Annotated in this window: 17 protein-coding genes and 1 tRNA gene; 7 read left to right on the top strand and 11 right to left on the bottom strand. The window is 46.1% G+C overall.

What is annotated here, in order from left to right; genetic code table 11:
* The first annotated feature begins 403 nt into the window (after positions 1-403).
* The 4 genes from DESAL_RS08960 (at position 404) to DESAL_RS19730 (ending at position 8,535) form a co-directional block, all read left to right on the top strand.
* Entirely contained in the window at positions 404-1,777 is a 1,374-nt protein-coding gene (locus tag DESAL_RS08960; protein WP_015851668.1) for a TolC family protein, read from the top strand.
* A 14-nt stretch (positions 1,778-1,791) separates the two neighbouring features.
* Complete coding sequence (locus DESAL_RS08955; RefSeq protein WP_015851667.1) at positions 1,792-3,987, top strand: efflux RND transporter periplasmic adaptor subunit; 2,196 nt, start codon at positions 1,792-1,794, stop codon at positions 3,985-3,987.
* A gap of 15 nt (positions 3,988-4,002) precedes the next feature.
* Entirely contained in the window at positions 4,003-7,911 is a 3,909-nt protein-coding gene (locus DESAL_RS08950) for an efflux RND transporter permease subunit (protein WP_015851666.1), read from the top strand.
* Between the two features lie 222 nt (positions 7,912-8,133).
* Entirely contained in the window at positions 8,134-8,535 is a 402-nt protein-coding gene (locus DESAL_RS19730) for a bacteriohemerythrin (protein ID WP_015851665.1), read from the top strand.
* Positions 8,536-8,623: 88 nt separating this feature from the next.
* Here DESAL_RS19730 and argH read toward each other — a convergent pair whose 3' ends face one another.
* The 5 genes from argH to DESAL_RS08920 form a co-directional block, all read right to left on the bottom strand.
* The gene (argH, locus tag DESAL_RS08940; protein WP_015851664.1) at positions 8,624-10,006 is read right to left on the bottom strand and encodes an argininosuccinate lyase; all 1,383 of its coding nucleotides are present in this window, start codon (positions 10,004-10,006) and stop codon (positions 8,624-8,626) included.
* A gap of 275 nt (positions 10,007-10,281) precedes the next feature.
* Complete coding sequence (locus DESAL_RS08935; RefSeq protein WP_015851663.1) at positions 10,282-11,517, bottom strand: argininosuccinate synthase; 1,236 nt, start codon at positions 11,515-11,517, stop codon at positions 10,282-10,284.
* A gap of 29 nt (positions 11,518-11,546) precedes the next feature.
* Positions 11,547-12,524, bottom strand: a complete 978-nt coding sequence (argF, locus tag DESAL_RS08930; protein WP_015851662.1) for an ornithine carbamoyltransferase — start codon at positions 12,522-12,524, stop codon at positions 11,547-11,549.
* A 206-nt stretch (positions 12,525-12,730) separates the two neighbouring features.
* Positions 12,731-13,186: an rRNA maturation RNase YbeY gene (gene ybeY / locus DESAL_RS08925; protein ID WP_015851661.1), complete on the bottom strand. Its 456-nt coding sequence runs from the start codon at positions 13,184-13,186 to the stop codon at positions 12,731-12,733.
* Positions 13,186-14,166, bottom strand: coding sequence for a PhoH family protein (locus DESAL_RS08920; RefSeq protein WP_015851660.1), 981 nt, complete (start codon positions 14,164-14,166; stop codon positions 13,186-13,188). The genes ybeY and DESAL_RS08920 overlap by 1 nt, the downstream gene beginning before the upstream one ends.
* 382 nt (positions 14,167-14,548) lie before the next feature.
* On the opposite strand from DESAL_RS08920, the gene DESAL_RS08915 reads away from it, so the two are divergent.
* Positions 14,549-16,414: a methyl-accepting chemotaxis protein gene (locus DESAL_RS08915; protein ID WP_015851659.1), complete on the top strand. Its 1,866-nt coding sequence runs from the start codon at positions 14,549-14,551 to the stop codon at positions 16,412-16,414.
* Positions 16,415-16,535: 121 nt separating this feature from the next.
* Here the strand turns inward: DESAL_RS08915 and DESAL_RS08910 are convergent, their stop codons facing one another.
* The 3 genes from DESAL_RS08910 to putP form a co-directional block, all read right to left on the bottom strand.
* Positions 16,536-16,904 carry a response regulator gene (locus tag DESAL_RS08910; RefSeq protein ID WP_015851658.1) on the bottom strand — a complete coding sequence of 123 codons (369 nt, stop codon included), beginning with the start codon at positions 16,902-16,904 and terminating at the stop codon, positions 16,536-16,538.
* Between the two features lie 134 nt (positions 16,905-17,038).
* A complete protein-coding gene (locus DESAL_RS08905) occupies positions 17,039-18,205 on the bottom strand; it encodes a THUMP domain-containing class I SAM-dependent RNA methyltransferase (RefSeq protein ID WP_015851657.1) in 1,167 nt (388 codons plus the stop codon).
* A 145-nt stretch (positions 18,206-18,350) separates the two neighbouring features.
* Positions 18,351-19,823, bottom strand: a complete 1,473-nt coding sequence (gene putP, locus DESAL_RS08900) for a sodium/proline symporter PutP (protein ID WP_015851656.1) — start codon at positions 19,821-19,823, stop codon at positions 18,351-18,353.
* Positions 19,824-20,156: 333 nt separating this feature from the next.
* Between putP and DESAL_RS08895 the strand changes: the two genes are divergently transcribed.
* Positions 20,157-20,537 carry a hypothetical protein gene (locus DESAL_RS08895; RefSeq protein WP_015851655.1) on the top strand — a complete coding sequence of 127 codons (381 nt, stop codon included), beginning with the start codon at positions 20,157-20,159 and terminating at the stop codon, positions 20,535-20,537.
* Between the two features lie 58 nt (positions 20,538-20,595).
* On the opposite strand, the gene DESAL_RS08890 is transcribed toward DESAL_RS08895, so the two are convergent.
* Positions 20,596-20,763 carry a hypothetical protein gene (locus DESAL_RS08890; RefSeq protein ID WP_015851654.1) on the bottom strand — a complete coding sequence of 56 codons (168 nt, stop codon included), beginning with the start codon at positions 20,761-20,763 and terminating at the stop codon, positions 20,596-20,598.
* Between the two features lie 295 nt (positions 20,764-21,058).
* Between DESAL_RS08890 and DESAL_RS08885 the strand changes: the two genes are divergently transcribed.
* Positions 21,059-21,706 carry a hypothetical protein gene (locus DESAL_RS08885; protein WP_015851653.1) on the top strand — a complete coding sequence of 216 codons (648 nt, stop codon included), beginning with the start codon at positions 21,059-21,061 and terminating at the stop codon, positions 21,704-21,706.
* A gap of 86 nt (positions 21,707-21,792) precedes the next feature.
* Here DESAL_RS08885 and DESAL_RS08880 read toward each other — a convergent pair.
* Positions 21,793-21,876, bottom strand: a tRNA-Leu gene (locus tag DESAL_RS08880).
* Positions 21,877-22,026: 150 nt separating this feature from the next.
* Positions 22,027-23,388, bottom strand: coding sequence for a bifunctional hydroxymethylpyrimidine kinase/phosphomethylpyrimidine kinase (gene thiD, locus DESAL_RS08875; protein ID WP_015851652.1), 1,362 nt, complete (start codon positions 23,386-23,388; stop codon positions 22,027-22,029).
* Positions 23,389-23,527 lie beyond the last annotated feature (139 nt).

Below are 23,527 nucleotides of genomic sequence, written 5' to 3'. Positions count from 1 at the left end.
AACATTTTCACATTACATTCCATCATAAAATAATCATTTAATATCAAACCCTTAAGCTAAAACTAAGCATCTTAACCAACCCAGAAAAACAACCTATGTGAAAACAATTGCACTTAATTGTTCTTAGACAAAATATTCAAAACTTACTATACCAATTTAGTATGATTTTATTGCCACTTATATCGTCATCATGTGCAAATAAGTGCAAATCAATCCTTCAACAGGCCGCAATTATTAATGATGCACAAGCAAATATTGCACAAATATATTCTAGGACAAAAAAAACACCCCAGCAATAGATGAATTATACTGATACTTAATGTACAGTATTCGTTAGCATCATTAGCATGGAATAGTATTTGCTCAACGTAGAATATCAATTTTTTCTCAGCAGGAGAGCTTCATGACCAAGGTACCCAATTTTAAATATATACTTACAATCCTCTTCAGCACTTTTATATGTGCACAATCCTTCCCTGCCTTTGCTCAAGATTCAGCAGCAATCAACTCGGACACTCAAGCTCCTCATACTGAAATTAATGAATTAACCGATTATCTGGTTGAAGCCGCCCGTAACAATGATGATGTATACGCAGCATTTTATGGTTGGAAAGCGGCCTTACAGCGAGAAGCAAGTGTCTCAAGCCTGCCGGACCCCAGATTCAATTTTGCATGGTTTATCCAGCCTGTAGAAACCCGGACCGGACCACAAGAATTCAAATACGGACTGAGCCAGACCCTGCCGTGGTTCGGGAAACTCGGCCTCAAAGGTGAACAGGCTCTGCGCGATGCGGACATTAAAAAAGCCCGTTTCGACAATCTCAAGCTGAAGATATTCACCGAAGTAAAGAAGACTTACTACGACTACGCCTACCTTGCACAGGCCATCCGCATTACTCACGAGAACATCGAACTTATGAAATACCTCGAAAGCGTTGCCCGCTCCCGCTACTCCACCGGGGCCGGGGCTTACGACGGGGTGATCAAGACTCAGGTTGAACTGGGCAAGCTTGAAGAAAGGCTGCGTTCACTGGAAGAACGCAAAGGACCGACCGTTGCCAAGCTTCTTGCCGCCATGAACAGGGCTGACGATCAGACCCTGCCCTTTCCCAAATCAATACCTGTTATGCAAATAAGCATGACTCCAGATCAATTGAAGGAAGAATTCAAAACCGGAAACCCCAGATTAAGAGAGCTCGACCATTCTGTTAACAGAGAAAAGATTTCGGTAGAACTGGCTAAAAAGGATTACTACCCGGACTTTACCTTCGGTGTTGAATACATTCAAACCGGAGAATCTAGATCCCCAAATGTCACCAACGAGGACCGTGACCCGATAATCACTGCAATGTCCGTCAATCTACCTATCTGGATGAACAAGCAGGATGCGCAGCTCAATGAAGCTGAAAACAAAGTAAAATCGGCATCACGCAAAAGAGCCGGTCTTGAGCGCAACCTGACCGCTGAACTGGAACTCGAAATATACAAATATCAGGATGCCATCCGTAAAGTCAGCCTTTACCGTGACAGTCTTACTCCCAAGGCAGAGCAATCCCTCGGAGTTTCCATTGAGGCATTCCAGTCCGGCACAGCATCGTCAAGCGACCTGATTGATGCCGAACGAACTCTCATTGAATTTCAGCTAGCCTACTATCAAGCCCTTGCCGAACAAGCCAAGCGCGTAGCCACAATAGAATATCTGGTCGGTCGAGAAATCCCCTGCACCGTCCACGGCCAGACCATGCCGCAATCGAAAATTTCTATCCCTGAAAATTAAAACACGGAACCATCATGAGCAAATTTAAACATATACTGATCCCGGTCATCCTTGTTGCTGTCGCCGCATTTGCAGCCGGATACATCCTTTCCGGCACAAAGGGACATCAGCCAGAAAAGAAATTAGTTGCCGAACACGAAGATCACGGACTTGAAGCAACAGTTACCGACTCTGGAGAAGTGGTCTGGACCTGTTCCATGCACCCACAGATCCAGCTGCCTGAGCCGGGCAAATGCCCCATATGTTTTATGGATCTCATCCCGCTGGAAAAAGGTGGTGAGTCCGGCGATGAAGCTGTCAGCCTCCGACAGATCAGCCTGACCTCATCCGCCCGCAAGCTGGCCGGGATAGCCACTACCCCGGTAGCAAGACGAAGCGTTAATGTGCAAACCCGCATGCTCGGCAAGGTCGACTACGATGAAACCCGTATCGGCACCATTACCGCATGGACCGGAGGACGCATCGACAAGCTGTACATCGACTATACCGGAAGCTCTGTGCGGAAAGGACAGGCTATGGCTTCCATCTACAGCCCGGAATTACTAACGGCGCAGGCTGAGTTGATTCAGGCGGTCAAGGCCAAGTCTGCCCTGAAAGGCAGCTCTCTGAAAGTTGTTAAGGACACCGCCGCCCGCACTGAACAAGCCGCACGGGAAAAACTGCGCCTGCTGGGACTTTCCAAAAGCCAGATCGAAAATATCATCAAACGGGGAAAAGCCGCTGAGCACATCACCCTCTACTCGCCCATGAGCGGAATAGTTATCAAAAAAGATGTTGTCGAAGGTGTTTACGTCAAGACCGGAACTCCTATCTATACTATTGCCGACCTTTCAAGGGTCTGGGTAATTCTTGAGGCTTATGAATCCGACCTTCCGTGGATCAAGATGGGTATGAAGGTAAGTTTCAACACTGAGGCTTATCCCGGTAAGAATTTCGAAGGTAAGGTGGTCTACATTGACCCGGTGGTTAATGAAAAAACCCGTACGGTCCGGGTGCGTCTGGAAGTTCCCAACAAGGGGTTGAAGCTAAAGCCGGGAATGTTCGTACGTGCAGTGAACAAGGAAGAAAAACAGGCCGGAACAGAACTGGTCATCCCTGCTTCAGCTCCGCTCATCACCGGTAAACGGGCCGTGGTTTACATTGGCGTTCCCGGTAAGGAAGGCGTCTTTGAAGGACGTGAAATAGTCCTCGGACCCAAGGCCGGAGACTTCTATGTAGTCAAATACGGTCTCAGCGAAGGCGAACAGGTTGTTACCAAAGGTAACTTCAAGATTGACAGCGCCATCCAGATCATTGCCAAACCAAGCATGATGAATCCTGAAAGCGGCGTAAAAACGGTTGCCCATGACCACGGTTCTAATTCTGCTGACATGGAAAATATGGATAAGCAGGCAAAGGCAGATCGCACCCTACCGCCTATATTTGCATCAAAACTGGTCTTCCTGAAAAAAGATTTTGATTCCCTCATGGAGATTGCAGAGTCCGCCAACCTTGAAAACAGCCGCAAACAATTCTCCGCATTCTTTGAAAGTCTCGGCAAGATTGATGCTTCCGGCCTTAAGGGAGACGCTTCCCTTGCTTGGAAAGAATTGTCCATGCTGCTTCGGAACGATGCAGTACTCGGCAGTGGTGTAAAAGATCGACAAAGACTGAAATCAATAATAGCTGAAACAGCGAACCACTTCAAACGGCTGGATACAACATTCGGAATTGCAACACTTGCCGCCAACTCTGCAAACAAGGCTGAAGCTCCTGAAGCTTTCCAAATGCAGTTGGGTAAAGTCTTTAATGCCTATTCAGCATTTACTGAAGCTCTCGCAGCCGACAATCTGCAAAACGCTCAAAAGCAATCCGCACTCATGGCTGAAGAGTTGAAAAAAATAGATCACACTTCACTCTCCGGTGATGCACATAAGATTTGGATGGATGCGCTGGAGAATATCAATGACGGTATGTCCGCCATCCGCGAGGCCAAGGATATTGTCGGAGCCCGCGCCGGACTGGAACCCCTTTCATACGGCATGATTGATGCGGTTGAAAAACTGGGTATCAAGTCCACCAAACCGGTCTACGAAATATTCTGCCCTATGGCCTTTGATTTCAAGGGAGCCAAGTGGATGCAATCCGATGAAGACATCCGCAACCCCTACTTCGGGGAAGCCATGCTCCAATGCGGTGAAGTTGAGCGTCAGCTCAAGGCCGGAGAGTAAGGTTCGGAGAACGATATGAGCGAAAAGAACACTCAAGATATGAACCGTCCCGAACCGAAAAACTTCGCAGAGAAGACCATTCTTTTCTGCCTTGAACAAAAACTTATCGTGGCGATTCTCCTGCTCATGGTTATCGGAGGCGGTATTTTTACCGCTCCCTTTAACTGGGATGTAGGCGGAATGGAGCGCTCCCCGGTCCCGGTGGATGCTATCCCGGATATCGGTGAAAACCAGCAGATAATCTTCACCCAGTGGATGGGCCGCTCACCACAGGATGTGGAAGATCAGATCAGCTATCCGCTTACCGTAGCCCTGCTCGGAATCCCCGGAGTAAAAACGGTTCGCAGTTATTCCATGTTCGGTTTCTCCACCATCTACGTAATCTTTAACGAAAACGTTGATTTCTATTGGTCACGCTCCCGCCTGATCGAAAAACTGAACAGCCTTCCTGCCGGGACATTGCCTGAAAGCGTAAAGCCGGCCCTAGGTCCTGACGCAACAGCACTTGGACAGGTCTATTGGTACACTCTCGAAGGACGCGATCCGCAGGGTAACCCAACCGGAGGCTGGGATCTTGATGAACTGCGCTCCGTACAGGACTGGTACGTCCGCTATGCCCTGCTCTCAGCAGATGGGGTGAGCGAAGTTGCCTCTGTGGGCGGTTTCGTAAAGGAATACCAGATTGATGTTGACCCCGATGCCATGCGTGCCGCCAAAGTCACTCTCAATGATGTTTATCGCGCGGTAAAAATGTCCAACCTTGATGTTGGCGCGCGGACCATTGAAATCAACAATGCTGAATACGTTATTCGCGGCATCGGTTTCATCAAGAAACTGTCTGACATCGAAAGCTCAGTAGTAAAGGTTGTCAACAACATCCCCATCTACGTACGTGATGTAGCCCGTGTAACCGAAGGTCCCGCACTGCGCCGTGGTGCGCTTGATAAAGGCGGTGCGGAGGTTGTAGGCGGTGTGGCTGTTGCCCGCTATGGGGAAAACCCATTACAGGTCATTGAAAATATCAAGGACAAGATTAAAGATATTTCACCGGGCCTGCCTTCAAAAGTCCTACCTGACGGTACTGAAAGCAAACTGACCGTTGTTCCCTTCTATGACCGTTCAGGGCTGATTCATGAAACATTGGGGACCCTCAACACCGCACTAACCGAGGAAATCCTGATCACAATCATTGTAGTGCTTATTGCAGTGATTCACCTTAAGAGTTCCCTGCTGATTTCATCCCTGCTTCCTCTTGCCGTACTCATGTGCTTCATGGGTATGCGTGTATTCAAGGTAGATGCAAACATTGTGGCCCTCTCCGGGATTGCCATTGCCATCGGTACTATGGTCGATATGGGCATCATCATCTGCGAGAATATCCTCAAGAAGATCGAACACGCCAAGGAAGGAGTAAGCAGACTAAGGCTCGTATATGAAGGCACGGCTGAGGTAGGCAGTGCGGTTATGACCGCTGTTGCCACCACCATCGTAAGCTTCATGCCGGTTTTCGCCATGGACGGTGCCGAGGGTAAGCTTTTCAAACCGCTGGCCTACACCAAAACATTCGCCTTGTTAGCTTCAATTATCGTAGCTCTGACCATCTTGCCTCCCATGGCAGAACTACTTTTCACAGCCCGGAAAAAATTCCTCAAAAACAGGCGCACATATGTCACCGCCGGACTTTACCTGCTTTGCGGTATTGCAGTCTCTATGCTGCTCAAGTGGTGGGCCGGACTGTTCTTTGTCTATGTCGGCGTAAAACATCTCGTGCTTCCTTTTGTCCCTGCAAAAAACCACAAGTATGCAAACTATGCTGAAACATGGATCATAGTCCTTATGGTTGCCTATGTACTGACAAAATCATGGCTTCCGCTCGGACCGGAAAAAGGAATGGGTAATAACTATTTCTTCGTGGCACTTGTCATCGGAGGACTCATGCTCTTCTTCGACATATTTCGCCGCGGATATCCCCGTATGCTCGGCTGGTGTTTAAATCATAAGCTGCTGTTCCTATGCTTGCCGACTTTCATTGTCGCGCTGGGACTTTCCATCTGGCTTGGATTTGCCAACCTGACCGGATTCATGCCTGAAGCAATCAAAACATCATCACCATATGTAAAGCTGGCCCATGTATTCCCGGGACTGGGCAAGGAATTCATGCCGGACCTTGATGAAGGCGCATTTCTGTTCATGCCTACAACCATGCCGCACGCATCAATCGGTGAAGCCATGGACGTACTGCGTAAACAGGACATGATGATCCAGTCCATCCCGGAAGTTGAGTCCGCAGTTGGTAAACTTGGGCGCGCAGAAACTCCCCTTGATCCGGCCCCTATTTCCATGATTGAGACGGTCATCAATTACAAGTCCGAATATATGGTGGATCAATCCGGTGAACGGCTCCGCTTCAAATTTGATCCTGACCAGAAAGACTTCTTCCGCAATGTTGCTGGAGAACTGGTTCCTGCCAATGATGGCTATCCATATCTTGTGCAGGGATATTTTGAACGGGATGAAAATGGAAAACTGATTCCTGATCCTGACGGAAAACCGTTCAGAATCTGGCGTCCAGCACTCAATCCCGGACTTAACCCGGACCGCAAATCATGGAAGGGCATCGCCTCACCCAATGATATCTGGGATGAGATAGTCAAAGCAGCAGAAGTTCCCGGCGTGACCTCCGCCCCGAAGCTGCAACCGATTGCGGCGCGTATTGTCATGCTCCAATCCGGAATGCGCGCTCCCATGGGCATAAAGGTCAAAGGTCCGGACCTGCAAACTCTGGAAAAGGTCGCACTTGACCTTGAAAGACTGCTGAAGCAAGTCGGTTCGGTCCAACCCGAGGCGGTAATTGCTGACCGTATTGTGGGCAAGCCTTACCTTGAGATCATCATCGACCGCGAAGCCATTGCAAGGCACGGAGTCATGCTTTCACAGGTTCAGGATGTGATCGAAGTTGCTGTGGGTGGAAAGGTGGTTACAACCACTGTTGAGGGACGTGAACGTTATCCGGTCCGAGTACGATACTTACGCGAACTCAGGGATAACATTGATGCCATCGGCAATATTCTGGTCAGTGCTTCCGGCGGGGAGCAAGTTCCCTTAAGCCAGCTTGCCGAAATCAAGTACGTACGCGGTCCGCAGGTCATCAAAAGTGAAGATACCTTCTTGGTGGGATACGTCCTCTTTGATAAACGGCCCGGATTCGCTGAAGTAGATGTTGTGGAACAGGCTCAGAGCTTTCTGGATTCCAAAATGAAATCCGGTGAACTGGTTATACCGGCCGGAGTGTCATACGAATTCGCCGGAAGTTACGAAAACCAGATTCGGGCTCAGAAAAAACTAGCGGTAATCCTGCCCCTGGCACTGCTTTTCATCGTGCTGATTCTATATTTGCAATTCAAGTCCATCGCCACCACCCTGATGGTTTTCTCAGGTATCTTTGTGGCGTGGTCTGGTGGATTCCTCATGGTCTGGCTTTACGGTCAGCCGTGGTTCATGAATTTCACCATGTTCGGAACAGATATGCGCGAGCTGTTTCAGGTCAGCCCCATCAACCTGAGTGTTGCCATCTGGGTCGGCTTTCTAGCCTTATTCGGCATTGCATCCGACGACGGAGTCATCATGGCAACTTATCTTGATGAAAGTAAAAAGGACCGCAAAATGAACTCCGTATCCGCAATCAGGCATGCAGTCATCTACGGTGCGCAACGAAGAATACGCCCAGCCCTGATGACATCGGCAACAACTATTCTTGCCCTGCTGCCAATCCTGACCTCAACAGGCCGAGGCTCAGACATCATGGTGCCCATGGCAATACCTTCATTCGGTGGAATGACTATCGCGATACTTACCGTATTCGTAGTGCCGGTGCTTTATTGCAGTGTTGAAGAAATCAAGTTTTTGAAAAATTCAAGAACATAGGTATTATAGAGAACATATGAATAACCCCTTGCCAAATTAACCAACAGCCCACTTACGCAAATACAAACATCCGAGTTTCAAGATTACCATTTGAAACTCGGATGTTTTCAAAACAATATTTGAAAAATTGTACTGTACAATTTCAGTCATATTCCAATATATTTCAGAGACAATGCACGGGTTAAACTAGAAATTTAATGTTTTATTCTATCGGGACAGAGCATGAGCAGCAAAACAGCTTCCGGACAACCTCTCCATACTGGTATCGGAGTCATCGACAGTCAGCATCAAACTTTTTTTACAATTCTTAATAAAATAAGAAAAAAAACTCTTGAAGGGGACTCCTCTGATTTATCCTCCTTTATAGAGGAAATACACCTTTACACCCTCTATCATTTTGAATCTGAAGAAATCATGATGCAAAAAGCAGGCGTTCCCAATCTGGAGGAACATAAAAAAATTCATCAGGATTTTGTTGAAAAAGTGGAAGAACTCAAATTGAAATGCATTGTAGAAGATGAAGACTTAGTGCAGGACATGACTGATACACTCGAAAGTTGGTTTGTTAATCATATCCTGAATATTGATAAACGAGACCTTGAGTATGTGAAAAACAACTCTTAATTTTTTCAAATTGTCCCAAAAAAAAGGGCCGGAATAATTGTAAAATCATACAATTATTCCGGCCTTTAATCTTATTAATGAAAACAGGCTATTTCTTAAGCCATGCTTTAAGCTCAGCAATCTGAGAATCAACGGATTCCGGTCCGGTGCTTCCGGGTGAAACCCTTCGTCTTACTGCTGCTTCGTAGGAAAGTACTTCAAAGACATCTTCTTCGATTTTATCAGAGAAAGTCTTCAGCTCTTCAAGACTCATATCCTCAAGTCCTCTGCTCTCCGCTTCTGCCTTAGCAACCGCAGAACCGGTGATGTGGTGAGCTTCGCGGAAAGGAATTCCCTTACCCACGAGATAATCAGCCAACTCAGTAGCATTGAGAAAACCTTTCTTAAGGGCGGATTCCATGTTTGCGGGATTAAAGCCCATTGCATCCATCATATCAGCCATAATAACCACGGAAGCATGCACGGTCTTATCACAATCAAAGAAAGGCTCTTTGTCTTCCTGCATGTCGCGGTTATAGGCCAGCGGCAATCCCTTACAAGTGGTCATCAGCGAGAAAAGATCGCCGTATACCCGTCCGGTCTTACCGCGCATGAGTTCGCATACATCGGGGTTTTTCTTCTGAGGCATGATGGAAGATCCGGTGGAAAATTCATCAGGCAGCTTGATAAATCCGAAGCAGGGGTTGGCCCAGATGATCAGTTCTTCGCAGATACGGCTCAAGTGAGTCATGATCAGACTTCCGGTAAACATGGCTTCCATTACGAAATCACGGTCGGAAACAGCATCGAGACTATTACGGAAGGTGTCTTCCATACCGAGGTACTTTGCAGAAGTCGCAGGCTTGAGCGGGTAAGTGGTACCGGCAAGAGCGGCAGCACCGAGCGGGCAAACGTTAGCCCTATTAATGCAATCCACTACCCTGCTGTGGTCACGCTTGAACATCCATGCATAAGCCAGCATGTGATGAGCGAGACTTACAGGCTGTGCGGGCTGGAGATGAGTGTAACCGGGAAGCAGAACTTCCCTATTTGCATCAGCCTTGGCAGTGAAAGATGCGATCAGCTTTTCAAGAGCGGTTTTCCATGCTTCCAAGGAACGGAGCACGTGCAAACGAAAGTCGGTGGCAACCTGATCGTTACGGCTGCGGCCAGTATGAAGTTTACCGCCTACAGGTCCGACAATCTCAGTCAGCCTGCTTTCGATATTCATATGGAGATCTTCCATCTCCTTTTTCCATTCAAATTTGCCGGATTCAATCTCTTCCAGCACCTGATCGAGACCTTTAACCAGAATTTCGGCTTCTTCAGCGGTCAGCACGCCCTGCTCTGCGAGCATCTTGGCATGAGCCTGAGAGCCGGAAATATCTTCGCGGTACAGATTCTGGTCGTAGCTTACGGATTCAGTGTAATCTTCAACAGACTGTGCGGTCTTGGCAGCAAATCTGCCACCCCATAATTTATTATCTGCCATTTGGATCCTCGGATGCCTCCGGCGGCTGGGGAAGGGAAAACTTTTGCAAAAGTTTTCCCTTCCCCAGACCCCATCCCTTTCAAAATCATTCGACGGGGCTTCGCCGCTGGAGACCTTTATTGTTGCGAAATTTTTTAATTCCGTATCCCCTTTTTAAGGCGACACGATTTTTCTTTTATCAAAGAAAACGCCTGTCGTCAGCGAATGAGCCGGAACAGGCGAAAATATTCAAAACCCGGACGAACTTGCGTCCGTCCAGGCAATTAAAGACATTACTAATCTAAGTCTTCGACGTCGCCTTCTTTAATCCATTCGGAACCGGAAGAAGTCTTGCCTTTCAGACGCAGACCAACCAGCTTGATAAAGCCTTCAGCATCTTTCTGGTTGTATACTTCGTCTTCTTCGAAAGTAGCGAGATCTTCACGGTACAGAGAGTAAGGAGACTTACGGCCTTCGGGAATTGCGTTACCCTTGTAGAGCTTCAGTCTTACAGTACCGGTTACGGTCTTCTGGGTTTCATCGATCATTGCCTGCAACGCGATACGCTCAGGAGCGAACCAGAAACCATTGTATATCATTTCAGCATATTTGGGGATCAGGCTGTCACGCAGGTGCATAACTTCGCGGTCCATGCAAAGACCTTCGAGGTCGCGGTGTGCGATGTGCATAATGGTTCCACCGGGGGTTTCGTACACGCCACGGGACTTCATGCCCACGAAACGGTTCTCAACCATATCCACACGTCCGATACCGTGCTTACCACCCAGTTCGTTAAGTTTTTCAACCAAAGCAGCCGGGGAATACTTAGTACCGTTGATTGCAACAGGATCACCCTTTTCGAAATCAATGGTGATGATTTCAGGCTCATCCGGTGCTTCCTCAATGGGACGGCAGTAACGGTAAGATTCCGGGGAAGGAGCATTCCACGGATCTTCCAGCTCTGCACCTTCAAAACTTACGTGCAGCATGTTGGCATCCATGGACCAAGGTTTTTTACGAGTGTTGGGAATCTCGATGTCGTTAGCTTCAGCAAACTTCATGAGATCGGTACGGGACTTCAGATCCCATTCACGCCAAGGAGCGATGTGCTTGAGTCTTGGGTTCATGCCCATGCCACCCAGTTCGAAACGAACCTGGTCGTTACCTTTACCGGTTGCACCGTGAGCCAGAGCCTGTGCGCCTTCCATTTCAGCAATCTCAACCATTCTCTTGGCAATCAGAGGACGGGCAATGGAGGTACCGAGCAGGTAGCGACCTTCGTAGATGGCACCGGCACGGAAAGCGGGAAAAATGAAATCACGTGCAAATTCTTCACGCAGATCTTCAACAAAAGCCTTGGTTGCACCGGTCTTGAGTGCTTTTTCCTCAATACCGTCAAGCTCTTCGCCCTGACCGAGGTCGGCAGTAAGGGTAATAACTTCGCAGTTATACTCTTGCTTGATCCATTTTAGAATGATGGAGGTATCCAGACCACCGGAATATGCCAGTACTACTTTTTCAATCTTACTCATCTTATAAATCCTTAAAAATATAATTATTCTTATTCAATAGTATGCATGTGCGGAACAGCCTGAACTGGTCCGAGCAGCTTTTCCACTGCATCGTAATCCACTTCAATGCCGTTAACTGCCCATTCAAGGATAGCTTTCTGCATGTGAAGTCTGTTTTCAGCCTGATCAAAAATGATTGATCTGGGACCGTCCAGAACTTCAGCTGTAACTTCTTCGCCACGGTGTGCGGGCAGGCAATGCATTACTTTACAATCGGGATCAGCGTGCTTGAGCAGCTCGTCATTTACCTGATAAGCGGCAAAAGCGAGTTCACGTTTCTTCTGCTCTTCTTCCTGACCCATGGAAGCAAAAACGTCAGTGTTGACGTAGTGCGCGCCTTTAACAGCTTCAACCGGATCATAGCTCAAGTTGATCTTTGCGCCCATGGACAAGGCACGGGAAAGAATATCGTGGTCAGGCTCATATCCTTTAGGGAAAGCAAGTGTCAGGTAGAACGGGAAGTAAATGGCAGCATTGATCCAGGAATGAGCCATGTTGTTACCGTCACCGACCCAAGCAACGTGAACGTTCTCAAGATCGGGAGTTCTTTCATAGATAGTCAGCATATCACTCAAAACCTGACAAGGATGGTACCTGTCAGTCAGGGCGTTGATGACCGGAACAGAACCATACTCAGCAAGGGTACGTACCTTATCCTGTCCGAAAGTACGGACAACAAGCGCATCCGCATAGCGGGAAAGAACCTGTGCGGTATCTTCCAGCGGCTCACTTCTGCCGAGCTGAGATTCAGCAGGGGTCATGAAAATAGAGTGACCACCGAGCTGCTCAATAGCAACGTCAAATGATACGCGGGTACGGGTAGAAGCTTTTTCAAAAATCATAATAACGGTTTTCCCTTCAAGGGCGTTATTCCTGATTTTATTATCTTTCAGCTCTTTTGCGCGAAGCAGGAGCTGGCCGAGTTCTGAACGGGGAACATCATTAATTTTGAGAAGATGTCTGATCATCGTAAAACTCCAGATATATTTGAGGTGAGCCTTAAATGACAATGAAAAATTGCAATCGGGAATTATTGCCTATAAGACCCGCCATTGTAAACCATAAATATATGATCATGGTCTAAGAAAGAGGACAAAAACGGGATTTGCTCATGCGCAGCATATGGACAATCCCGGACGGGATCATGCTGCAAAGGGACGGGTTGGCTTTTAAGCTATTGCCAACCCGAGGTTCGCTGTCGGACCTCAGGAGATACGGATTCAACAGCAGAGTCAGTAAGGGAGTACATTTCAGGACCGTGATCGTACCCGGCAAGATGCAACAGCGCATGCGCAAGCAATCTTACAGTATGCTCTTCCGGCTGCTGGCCGTAGAGACGGGTTTCACGGGCAAGTGTATCCACAGACAAAACTATCTCTCCTAAAAAACTGTTCTTTTCCAGATCTGGTGTCTCGGAAAAAGGGAAGCTGAGCACATTGGTCGGCCCTACGCATCCCAAAAATTCTTCATTAACTTCTGCAATGGCGGCATCATTGACTATTTTAAGATCAAAGTCAAAGCCTTCCAGCCCAAGAACCTCGAGCAACATGTCCGCCATATGCAATAATTCCCTTTTCGCAAGGGGAAAATTCGCATCAGAAGAACACTCTATACTCAAGTTCACGCCCATTACTTACTGCCTCTGCATTCGTAGGAGTCGTAAGCTTTGACGATCCGCGCCACCAGCGGATGACGGATAACATCAGAATCCTCAAACTTGATAAAGCTGATGCCGCGCACGTCTTGAAGAATATTGATAGCATCAACCAGCCCGGAAGGTTCACGATTGGGCAGGTCAATCTGGGTGATATCACCGGTTACGACCGCCTTAGAACCGAATCCCAGACGAGTGATGAACATTTTCATCTGCTCTGGTGTCGTGTTCTGTGCCTCATCAAGAATGACAAATGCATTGGAAAGGGTCCGTCCGCGCATGAAGGCCAACGGCGCAATTTCAATGATATTCTCCTCGATCATATCCTGCACTTTACCCATATCAAGCATGTCGTACAGGGAATCATAGAGAGGCCGCATGTAGGGATTAACCTTATCCACGAGGTCACCGGGCAGAAAACCGAGCTTTTCCCCGGCTTCAACAGCAGGACGGGTCAGAATGATCCTGTTAACTTCTTTGCGTTGCAAGGCATAAACAGCCATGGCTACGGCAAGATAAGTTTTACCTGTCCCAGCAGGGCCAACCGAAAAAACCATATCGTTTTCGCGGATGGCGGAAAAATAAGCACGCTGGGTCAAAGTTCTCGGCGTAAGCGTCTTTTTGGGCGATACCGCAAAAAGCTCGTCACGGAAAATTTTGATCAAATCAGCCTTAGGGTCACGGCAGAGAATACGGTAAGCGGCTTCCACATCCTGCGGGAAGACCTCCTTGCCCGATTTCAGCAACTTATACAGCTGGTTAAATGCCTTTGCTACCGGATCAATGAGTTCTTCATTTTCAGAAATGAGTTGCAAGGAATTTCCCCTGCTCTCTATCCTGACACCGGACTGACGTGAAATAAGATCAAGATTTGAGTTCTGAGCACCGAACAGCACGCTGGCCAGCCCTACATCATCAAATTCAAGCTTAACCCTAAATGTTTGTTTATCTGCCATTAAATATTTCCCGTTCTTTTTTGAAAGATGGAATACGGCAGGATGAGCGAAGATGCAACAGATTAAACGCAAGTTTAAAATTATGCCTCATTCTGCTGACGCAGACTTTCAAAAAGAAAAAGCATGAATCCTAGTCGGCATTATTGCCAATAAACATCGCAATAAAGGCACTATTTTTTGGAAAGAACTCCGTTCTCAACCTTTTGTAATATCCTAAAATATACAGACATACCTCCCCCACTCTATGGCAGTTTAAATTCAAGCATATACAGTTAAAATAAAACTTAGCACAACCGTAGCGAAAAAAAATTACACGTTGCAAATATCGTCTAATATAATATACTCTGTAGGTTGTATCCATCATTCATTAACGAGGTGCGCAATGACTGTCCGTTCAAAATTTTTGATTATGTTAGGTTTTCTTGTATTTTCGTTACTCTGTTTAATGATTTCTTTTCACCAGCTAACACAATCTCAACAAAAAGTAAGTGCTGCGTATGAAAAACGTTTTACATCCTATCTACTTGCTGATGAATTGAGGCAAAGTTCCGACGACTTGACCAGACTTGCACGAACATATGTTGTTACGGGAGATCCTAGTTACGAAAAGCAATATTTTGACATTTTAGATATCCGCAATGGCAACAAGCCACGACCAGAGTCATACCATCGTATTTATTGGGATTTTGTTGCTGCTGGAGATTTAAAGCCACGTTCGGACACCAAAAAGATCGCATTGCTGGACCTAATGAAAGAAGCCGGATTTACTGACAAGGAACTTCAAAAGCTTGAAGAAGCCAAAAACAACTCAGACGGACTTGTCGAAAATGAAACGATCGCCATGAATGCAGTAAAAGGCCTCTACAAAGATGATAGAGGCCAGTTTACCGTAAAAAAAGAACCTGACCTTGAAATGTCCAGACAACTCACACACGATGCTGCTTATCACCGATACAAAGCCAATATAATGAAACCGGTAGATGAATTCTTTGTACTAATGGAAAATAGAACATTCAAAGCTGTACAGGATGCTTTGGAGATCAGCTCATTCTGGAAAATAATATTTGTTGCCAATCTCCTTATCGTTGTAGCTGCTACGATAATGATTATCTGGCTGTTCAATAAGGTTTTGAAACAACTTGGCATTGATCCCGGATACCTATACAGCGTCAGTCATCACATCGCTTCTGGAAATCTGGACGTCGAGCTTCAGCCACAAAGCGACACCCAAAGTGTATACAGCGTGTTTGTATCAATGATTTCCAATCTGAAAAAAACTATAGGAGAAGCTGAGCGGAAATCAGATGAAGCAGCTATTGAAAAGGAAAAGGCTCAGGCTGCAACAGCAGAAGCTCTCGAAGCCAAGCAAAAAGCGGAAACAGCCAAGACCGAAGGAATGATCCAAGCTGCCACCCAACTTGAAGAAGTAGTGGATACCATCAATCACGCGTCGCATAAACTTGGAGAACAAATCGAGGAGTCCAGCCTTGGAATACGAGAACAGTCACATCGAATAAGTGAGACAGCTACGGCTATGGAAGAGATGAATACAACGGTGTTTGAAGTAGCAAAAAATGCGACGGATACGGCCACTACCGCAAACCTAGCAAGAGATAAAGCGGAAGAAGGAGCTGCAATTGTAGGCGAGGTTGTACAGGGTGTAAACCTTGTGCAAGAGAATGCTTTGAAACTCAAAGAGGATGTCACCTCGCTTGGACATAGAGCTGAAGGCATTGGCGAAGTCATGAATGTCATAACCGACATTGCGGACCAGACAAACTTACTGGCCTTAAACGCAGCGATTGAAGCTGCCCGGGCAGGAGAAGCAGGAAGAGGCTTTGCCGTTGTTGCTGATGAAGTACGAAAACTGGCAGAAAAAACCATGACCGCAACGACCGAAGTAGGAGAAGCAATTCGCGGTATTCAACTAGGCACTCAGAAAAACATCTCCAATGTTGAAACTTCAGTAAAAGCTATTGCCGAAGTCACCGAACGGGCCGGTATGTCAGGCGTAGCTCTGGATGAAATCGTCAAACTTGTTGAACAAGCAAGTGATCAAGTTAGAATGATAGCGACAGCATCTGAACAACAATCAGCTACCAGTGAAGAAATCAACAAAAGTATTGAAGATGTAGACGTAATATCAAAACAGGCAGCAGAAGGCATGGTCCACTTTGAAGAAGCGGCCAAAACATTATCAGACCAGACCATAATAATGACCAATCTTATTGATGAGATGAAAAATTAAAATAACTGATAAGATATTTGGAGGCAGGCTTCTTCCAATACGAAGCCTGCCCTATCCATTTTTTCAAGCTTTAGATCAGGGCATCCATAAAGCGAATACGCCTTAACTGAATAAATCAAAACTATGATCCGAGAAGGTCATCTATAGCGGCCAAAATAGCATTAGCATTAAAAGGTTTAGTGAAAGTGTATTTCACCCCAAACATCTTAATCCAATCAAGCGAATCATAATTTGCAGAAGAACTGCCGCCGGACACTGCGATAATCTTTATATCCGGGTTTTCCTTCATCAATTCCCTGACAGTCTGTACGCCTTCTTTCTCAGGCATAAAAATATCTGTGATAACCAAATCGATCAGATTACGGTCGTACCCCTTTACAGCCTTAACTCCATCTTCGGCTTCCGTAACAAGGTGCCCTTCTTTCTCAAGCATTGCTTTAAGAACCTGACGTGAAATTGGATCATCATCTACGACGAGAATCCGGGGCATAAAAAATCTCCTTAACTTCCCAAAATAATTACTTAGACAAAAAATCGGATAACTGCTGTAGGCATCACTACACAACTATCATGCTAGGAATTAACTTCTAAAAAAATTATTTTCAAGACTTTAAAGAAAAAATCTTAATAGCGAGACTTGCGACTGCCTTTAAAAATTTCAAATTCCAGCAGACGGCATTCAATCTTGGCATTATAGAAAATTAATCTTTGCGAAGACTTAAGACCGATAAATTTAGCCAGCTCAAGATTTCCGGTAAAAATATAACCCTTGTATCCCTGACACTTGTTCTTCAGGAAATCACCGATGGCTGTATAGATCTTTTCAAGCTTGGTTTTGCTTCCAAGACGCTCCCCGTATTCAGGGTTCATGATAACTACACCACCCCCGTCAGGGACCTGAGTTTCGCGGAAATCGCACACATCAAACTCAATATGATGCTCTACCCCGGCAGCACGGGCATTCTTCCTTGCAGCTTCAACTACTTCAGGATCAATATCGGTAGCAATGATCTTGCCTTCAATGGAATCACGTTCCCTGTCTTCAGCGTCAATGCAGAGGTTGTCCCAATACTCAGGATTGTATCCGGGAATTTTCATGAACGCGTAATTGTCACGCATCAAACCGGGAGCACCGTTCAAAGCCACGAGCGCAGCTTCAATAGCAAGGGTTCCACTACCGCACATGGGAGAAACAAAATTCCCGCGTCCGTACCATTTGGCAGCACGGATCAGGGTTGCAGCCAGTGTTTCCTGTAAGGGAGCCTTGGCCGGGAATTTACGGTAACCGCGGCGAGAAAGAGGCACGCCTGAGGTATCAAGATAAACAGTACATTCATCGTCTTTCCAATGCAGGAAAACAACAATACCGGACATATCCGGGCCTGAGGAAGGACGACGTCCTGTTTTCTCGCGAATGCGGTCAACAATAGCATCCTTAACCTTTACGTTGGCGAAACGGGAATCATTAACAGTCTCGGTGCGAACAGACGAGGTTACGGACAGGTAGCTATCCGGGGTAAGAATTTTCTCCCAGACCATATCCTTAACCTGATTGTACATCTGATCCGGAGTATCGGCTTTGAAACGCTTAAGCTGGTACATAACCCTATGCCCGCAGCGCACCCAGAGGTTAAGGCGCATGCAGTCATTCAGGGATGCCTTGGTTTCTACCCCCGCAGGAAGCTCTGCCCGGACCTTGTAGCCCAGCCTGCCCATCTCTTCCGCAAGATACGGGCTGAAGTTCTTGGGACATGTAACCAACACAATACTTTTACGTTCAAAATCCAACATGTTAACCTCACCGGACAAATGACTGTCCAAATATATTCTATGCAGACGAGTAAGAATCAGCCTACACTCTTTGATTCAATAAAAAAAGGCCCTGCCCTAGAGCGGGCAGAGCCTTATAAACTTAACTAAGCTAAACAACAAGCTCTTATTTCTTAAGAGCCTCTTTCATCTTATCAAAATCAGCCAGAATCTGTTCATCCTTCTGAGGAGCAAACATATTCACAGCCATGATGGTCAGGAAGTTTGCAACGAATCCGGGAACGATCTCATACATAGTTGCGCCAAGACCTGCATCCTTCCAGAAAATAAGAACAAGAGTACCGACAATCATACCGGAAAGTGCGGAAATCCATGTTGTTTTCCTGCTGAACAGCGAGAAGAGAACAACCGGACCGAAAGCAGCACCGAATCCGCCCCAAGCATAGGAAACGAGTCCGAGAACAGTGTTACCCGGAGTCAGAGCCATACTCATAGCAATGATTGAAATCACCAGAACGCAAAGGCGTCCCACGAGCATGAGTTCTTTTTCAGAAGCATCACGACGCAGGATCTTCTTGTAAAAATCCTCTGTCAGAGCGGAAGAAGAAACAAGAAGCTGGGAGTCAATGGTGGACATAATCGCGGACAGGATTGCAGCCAGCAGCACACCGCCCACCCAAGGATTGAAGAGCTTGGAAATCATGTAGATGAAAACTTTTTCCTGCTCACCGCCGTGGAGTCCGTCAAACATGGGAATAGCGACCATACCGACAACAACTGCTCCGGCAAGGGAAATCACAACCCAGATAAGAGCGACCGCTGTAGCCTTAGGCAGCTCTTTGATAGAGCTGATACCCATAAAACGGGTCAGGATATGCGGCTGACCGAAATAACCAAGCCCCCAAGCCATGGTGGAAATTACTGCGATAATGGAAAGAGGTGTTCCCGCTCCATTATGGAAAAGGCTGGTGGAAATATTCTTGGCTGCCATTTCTGCTTCAATAACAGAGATGCCGCCATTATCAATTGTTCCAAGAACCGGAACAAGCACAATGGCAAAGAACATCAGACCGCCCTGAAAGAAGTCAGTCCAGCACACAGCCATGAATCCGCCAAGAAAAGTATAGGAAACAATTACGACAGCCCCGGTGATAACAGCCACAGAGTAATCAATGTTGAACATGGATTCGAAGAGCTTACCAGCAGCAACCAGACCGGAAGAAGAATAAATGGTAAAGAACATCAGAATAATGACCGCAGAACCGACACGAAGCAGACTGGTTGGATCATTAAAACGTTTTTCAAAAAAGGATGAGATTGTGAGGGTGTCAGTCATCTCGGTATAAGCACGCAAGCGGGCAGACACAAAAATCCAGTTCAGCGCGGTACCCACAAAAAGACCGATAGCAATCCAAGCCTCGGTCATACCACCGAGATAAACAGCTCCAGGAAGCCCCATGAGCAGCCAGCCGGACATATCACTAGCCTGTGCGGAAAGAGCGGTAACCCATCCGCCGAGTCCACGTCCGCCGAGGATATAGCCTTCAATGTTAGAAGTGCGTTTGTAGAAATACCAACCCACCGCAAGCAGGAAAACCAGATAAACACCAAATGTAAGCAAAGTCTCAGTCTGAATCACAATAAATCCTTTTTGAACAAGTAAAGAAAACAAAAACAACCTAAAACGTAAAAAGGGGCTACTATTTAACCATCCTGTGCATTGTGTACAAGATATTTTTTTTCAGCGTATATTGTACGGCTATTTCATGATTACGGATTAAATTATTCAGTTTTTGTATCAAAAAGATCATTATTTTCATTTGAAGATCATTACAGACGAAGAGTAGCGCTCAAAACAGTCACTCCCAAAAATACATTATCCATAATTATCAACTCTCCCAACTTAACTTGACAGTTTCACCCACTTCACAGAAAAATGGATGTATAAACAACAAACAAAATGAGGTTAACCTTGCTTCCAATAGTACTAGCCGGACTCACACTGCTGAGCATCATCGGAATATCATTTTATGCAAAAAAGAAAGGCCAGAGCGGACTAGGCGTTTTCTTTTCACTCTACTGCATAGTTTCAATCATCGTATATATTGTAACCCTACCTGAAGGTAAGCCGTTTATGCTTGTAGACATACTCGGCCAGATCGGGGTGCTTGCAACTTCCATCGGCGTGATCATAGCGCACGCCAAGAAAGCCAAGAGACTATTCTACATCCTGCCCGGCCTGATCATTCTGGGAATCTCACTCTCCCTCCACATGAAGAATGTTGAGCCTCCCCAAAACGGAAACGCAACCAAGCAGACGGTCATCATGCAATCAAACCAGACCCAAGAATAAACAAAGCCCCTGCCTATCAAGACAGGGGCTTTTTAAATATTCACTCCACAGACAAACGCTACTGCATAACCCGATGCTCCGGGTTCATCTTATCAATCACATCATAAATCATTTCCGCGAACTTCCGCAGCCGAGCAGCATACTGCTCATCTTCAGTCTCAGCTGCATCCTGTTCAGCAAGGGTTGCCACCGCCTGCAACTGAATAGCTCCTTGCGCCATAGTCATATGCCCTGCTTTCATTTCATCAGATATGAATTTAACTTGATCTGCGTATTTTTTTAGGTGGTTCATGGGGGGTATGGATACATTAGGTGAAAGGAAATGCAAGGATTGAAAATTAGCTCAAGAGCAGACTCACACTTTACAAAAAGTAACCCATGTTAAATAATTATTGGTAGTTAGAGTATAGAGTAAGTTGTCGCCACAATTTAATATTCAGCAAATTCCCAATGAGATTAGTTTAATTGCTCCGGGTGTCATGGTTCGGAGGCTTGTGTGAATACTAAAAAAAGGACTTAAGATGGGACGCAATAAAAAGACTAAAAAATCAAAAGAAATCGAACAACGTCAACATACGGGAGAACTAGATGTTAAGCATTACCAATATAGCGAAAAAGACCTTATTGCTTTTATTGTTGTAACTTCCGCAGTATTCTATGCTAACTCTTTATTGCTAGAGATATTTTTAGAATACAACTTTGAAAAATTTAGCACTATAAGCAAAAATTTATTTGAAATCACACCAAAGCCCGACAAACTAAAATATGAAAGTATCAAACTCACAACAGCTTTAACCATATATTCACTAGCAGCTTCTGTTCTATGCATTGCCAAAGTTGAATTAATTAAAGTAATAATAGACAAATTCAAAACAAAAAAGCCAGCACTAAACTTTAAAAATCACAATAAAGTGGCAATTACTCTGCTCGTAACTATATTAATTTATATGATATTTACAATATTTCCTAGCGACATACTTACTCATACTAACACTGCTAAATTTCTATTAAAAGACATCCTTTTTATACCGGCAACTATACTATTCGTTCCTGCAGGATTCCTTATCAAATTTGCACCAAACACTGTGATCAGATATACTGCTATCAATGCTATACTATTAACATTATGCAGCTTAGTCACAATCAATATAATAAAAAAAATATATTAACCCATTCCCTTTCAATCCCACACACAAAAACACCCCCTTAAAACATCTATGCGGATGATGTTGTAAGGGGGTGTTTATATTTGCAATGGTGCGAAAGGAGAGACTCGAACTCTCACGGCTAGGCCGCTAGATCCTAAATCTAGTGCGTCTACCAATTCCGCCACTCTCGCAACCAAATATTATGGGCTTTTTAATGAACAACGGCTCACATTGCTTAAAAATGAAAGCTCGCTGTCCCGTGCAGCCGTTGCGTTAATATAAGCAGGGCAATCACTTGTCAACAAAAATCGAAAATAATTCTATAGAAACGGCAACTTCTATTAACCGGACATGGCCGCAAGCAGCTTTTTGAGCTTTGCTTCCATGTCTTCAAAATCCTTTGCTAAAAGACGCAGACACGGCTCAACGCCCTTTGCGCCTGAATCGCAGACCACATCAATCATCTCCGGCTCGGGATGTTCGGACATGGCTTTGCAGGTCCCCCACTCAAGGGTGTTCTCTTCGGTTCCGGGGATTTCTCCGGGTTCGTCTGCACGGTCAAACCATGCTTCGACAAATCCGCACTCGGCAACAGAGGCCATTATCCGTTCATTTAGTCTTAATCCGGCGGCACAATTCACTTGAGGGTTCGACTTACGGGCACAAAGCAGAACTTTGGCAATATGGCTGGAGGCACCGAATTCGGGATGTCCGCAAACCATTACCTCGCCCTTGCGGGTACATGAAATTCTTCCGCTAAATGCAGCAACATCGTTGATATCCCCGGCATGCGGCAGGGCTGCAGACACATTCATGCGAACCTCAGGGATTAATTCATTTAAGCCCTGCATACATTCAAGGCGTAAACCGAATTCATGCAGATCAGACAGAATCCCTTGCTTCATCTCTTCAATCAACATGGGAGCAAGATGGTTCGGCGGCCCGCTTCCCTCACCGAGATCAAATCCGGCCCGCAAAGCAAGGTTGAGATATTCCTGAGCCTTGCGTACGGCTGTTACCATATCATAACCTTTTGCCAAACCGGAAGCGATGGTGGCGGAAAGCGTACATCCGGTACCGTGGCTATTCTTGGTCTTTACCCTTTGCTGCATCAGAGGGATCGGCTGCTGCCCTTTAATACCGAGCCAGTCAGTTGCTGCAACGGAATCAAAATGCCCCCCCTTTACAAGCACGGCCTTCGGTCCCATCTCCAGCAGAATTTCAATCGCCTTGAACACATCTTCACGGCTCTTGATTTCCATCCCTGTGAAAAGTTCAGCTTCAGGCACATTGGGAGTGAGCAGCTCTGCCAGCGGAAAAATCTCCTTCATAGCCTCAACTGCATCATCTTTCAGCAACTTGGCTCCACTGGTTGCAACGCATACCGGATCGATAACCAGCGGGAAGTCTTTATCTTTCAAACTTTCGCCAACAGCCCTGATAATGGGAGCGGAAAAAAGCATTCCGGTTTTAGCGGCACTTACTTTTATATCACTGCAAACCGTTTCGATCTGGAGGGCTACAAACTCAGGAGAGACAGCTTCAATTCCGGTTACCCCGGTTGTATTCTGGGCGGTAAGCGCGGTAATAGCGCTGGCACCGTAACATCCGGCCATGGAAATAGCTTTAAGGTCGGCCTGAATCCCGGCCCCCCCGCCGGAGTCAGAACCTGCAATAGTCAAAACGCATGGAAGCGGTTTCATTATGCCTCCTTGGGCAATTTTTATAATTTTGATTTGGGGATTTTACCCACCGACCACCTTCCGGTCAACTTATGCTATCTTGGCAGATATAAACATCAACCTACTCTTTAAATAACGCATTAAGTTCCTTGCCAGCTTC

Source organism: Maridesulfovibrio salexigens DSM 2638 (assembly GCF_000023445.1).
GTDB lineage: Bacteria > Desulfobacterota > Desulfovibrionia > Desulfovibrionales > Desulfovibrionaceae > Maridesulfovibrio > Maridesulfovibrio salexigens.
This window is presented reverse-complemented; position numbering and strand designations above follow the sequence as displayed.

What these genes read in the sequence shown, in the direction of transcription:
- argH (WP_015851664.1), bottom strand. Translation starts at nt 10,006, where the DNA reads ATGGCAGATAATAAATTATGGGGTGGCAGATTTGCTGCCAAGACCGCA.
- ybeY (WP_015851661.1), bottom strand. Translation starts at nt 13,186, where the DNA reads ATGGGCGTGAACTTGAGTATAGAGTGTTCTTCTGATGCGAATTTTCCC.
- DESAL_RS08885 (WP_015851653.1), top strand. Translation starts at nt 21,059, where the DNA reads ATGGGACGCAATAAAAAGACTAAAAAATCAAAAGAAATCGAACAACGT.
- DESAL_RS08935 (WP_015851663.1), bottom strand. Translation starts at nt 11,517, where the DNA reads ATGAGTAAGATTGAAAAAGTAGTACTGGCATATTCCGGTGGTCTGGAT.
- DESAL_RS08950 (WP_015851666.1), top strand. Translation starts at nt 4,003, where the DNA reads ATGAGCGAAAAGAACACTCAAGATATGAACCGTCCCGAACCGAAAAAC.
- DESAL_RS08920 (WP_015851660.1), bottom strand. Translation starts at nt 14,166, where the DNA reads ATGGCAGATAAACAAACATTTAGGGTTAAGCTTGAATTTGATGATGTA.
- DESAL_RS08890 (WP_015851654.1), bottom strand. Translation starts at nt 20,763, where the DNA reads ATGACTATGGCGCAAGGAGCTATTCAGTTGCAGGCGGTGGCAACCCTT.
- argF (WP_015851662.1), bottom strand. Translation starts at nt 12,524, where the DNA reads ATGATCAGACATCTTCTCAAAATTAATGATGTTCCCCGTTCAGAACTC.
- DESAL_RS08905 (WP_015851657.1), bottom strand. Translation starts at nt 18,205, where the DNA reads ATGTTGGATTTTGAACGTAAAAGTATTGTGTTGGTTACATGTCCCAAG.
- DESAL_RS08955 (WP_015851667.1), top strand. Translation starts at nt 1,792, where the DNA reads ATGAGCAAATTTAAACATATACTGATCCCGGTCATCCTTGTTGCTGTC.
- DESAL_RS08915 (WP_015851659.1), top strand. Translation starts at nt 14,549, where the DNA reads ATGACTGTCCGTTCAAAATTTTTGATTATGTTAGGTTTTCTTGTATTT.
- DESAL_RS08910 (WP_015851658.1), bottom strand. Translation starts at nt 16,904, where the DNA reads ATGCCCCGGATTCTCGTCGTAGATGATGATCCAATTTCACGTCAGGTT.
- DESAL_RS08960 (WP_015851668.1), top strand. Translation starts at nt 404, where the DNA reads ATGACCAAGGTACCCAATTTTAAATATATACTTACAATCCTCTTCAGC.
- thiD (WP_015851652.1), bottom strand. Translation starts at nt 23,388, where the DNA reads ATGAAACCGCTTCCATGCGTTTTGACTATTGCAGGTTCTGACTCCGGC.
- DESAL_RS19730 (WP_015851665.1), top strand. Translation starts at nt 8,134, where the DNA reads ATGAGCAGCAAAACAGCTTCCGGACAACCTCTCCATACTGGTATCGGA.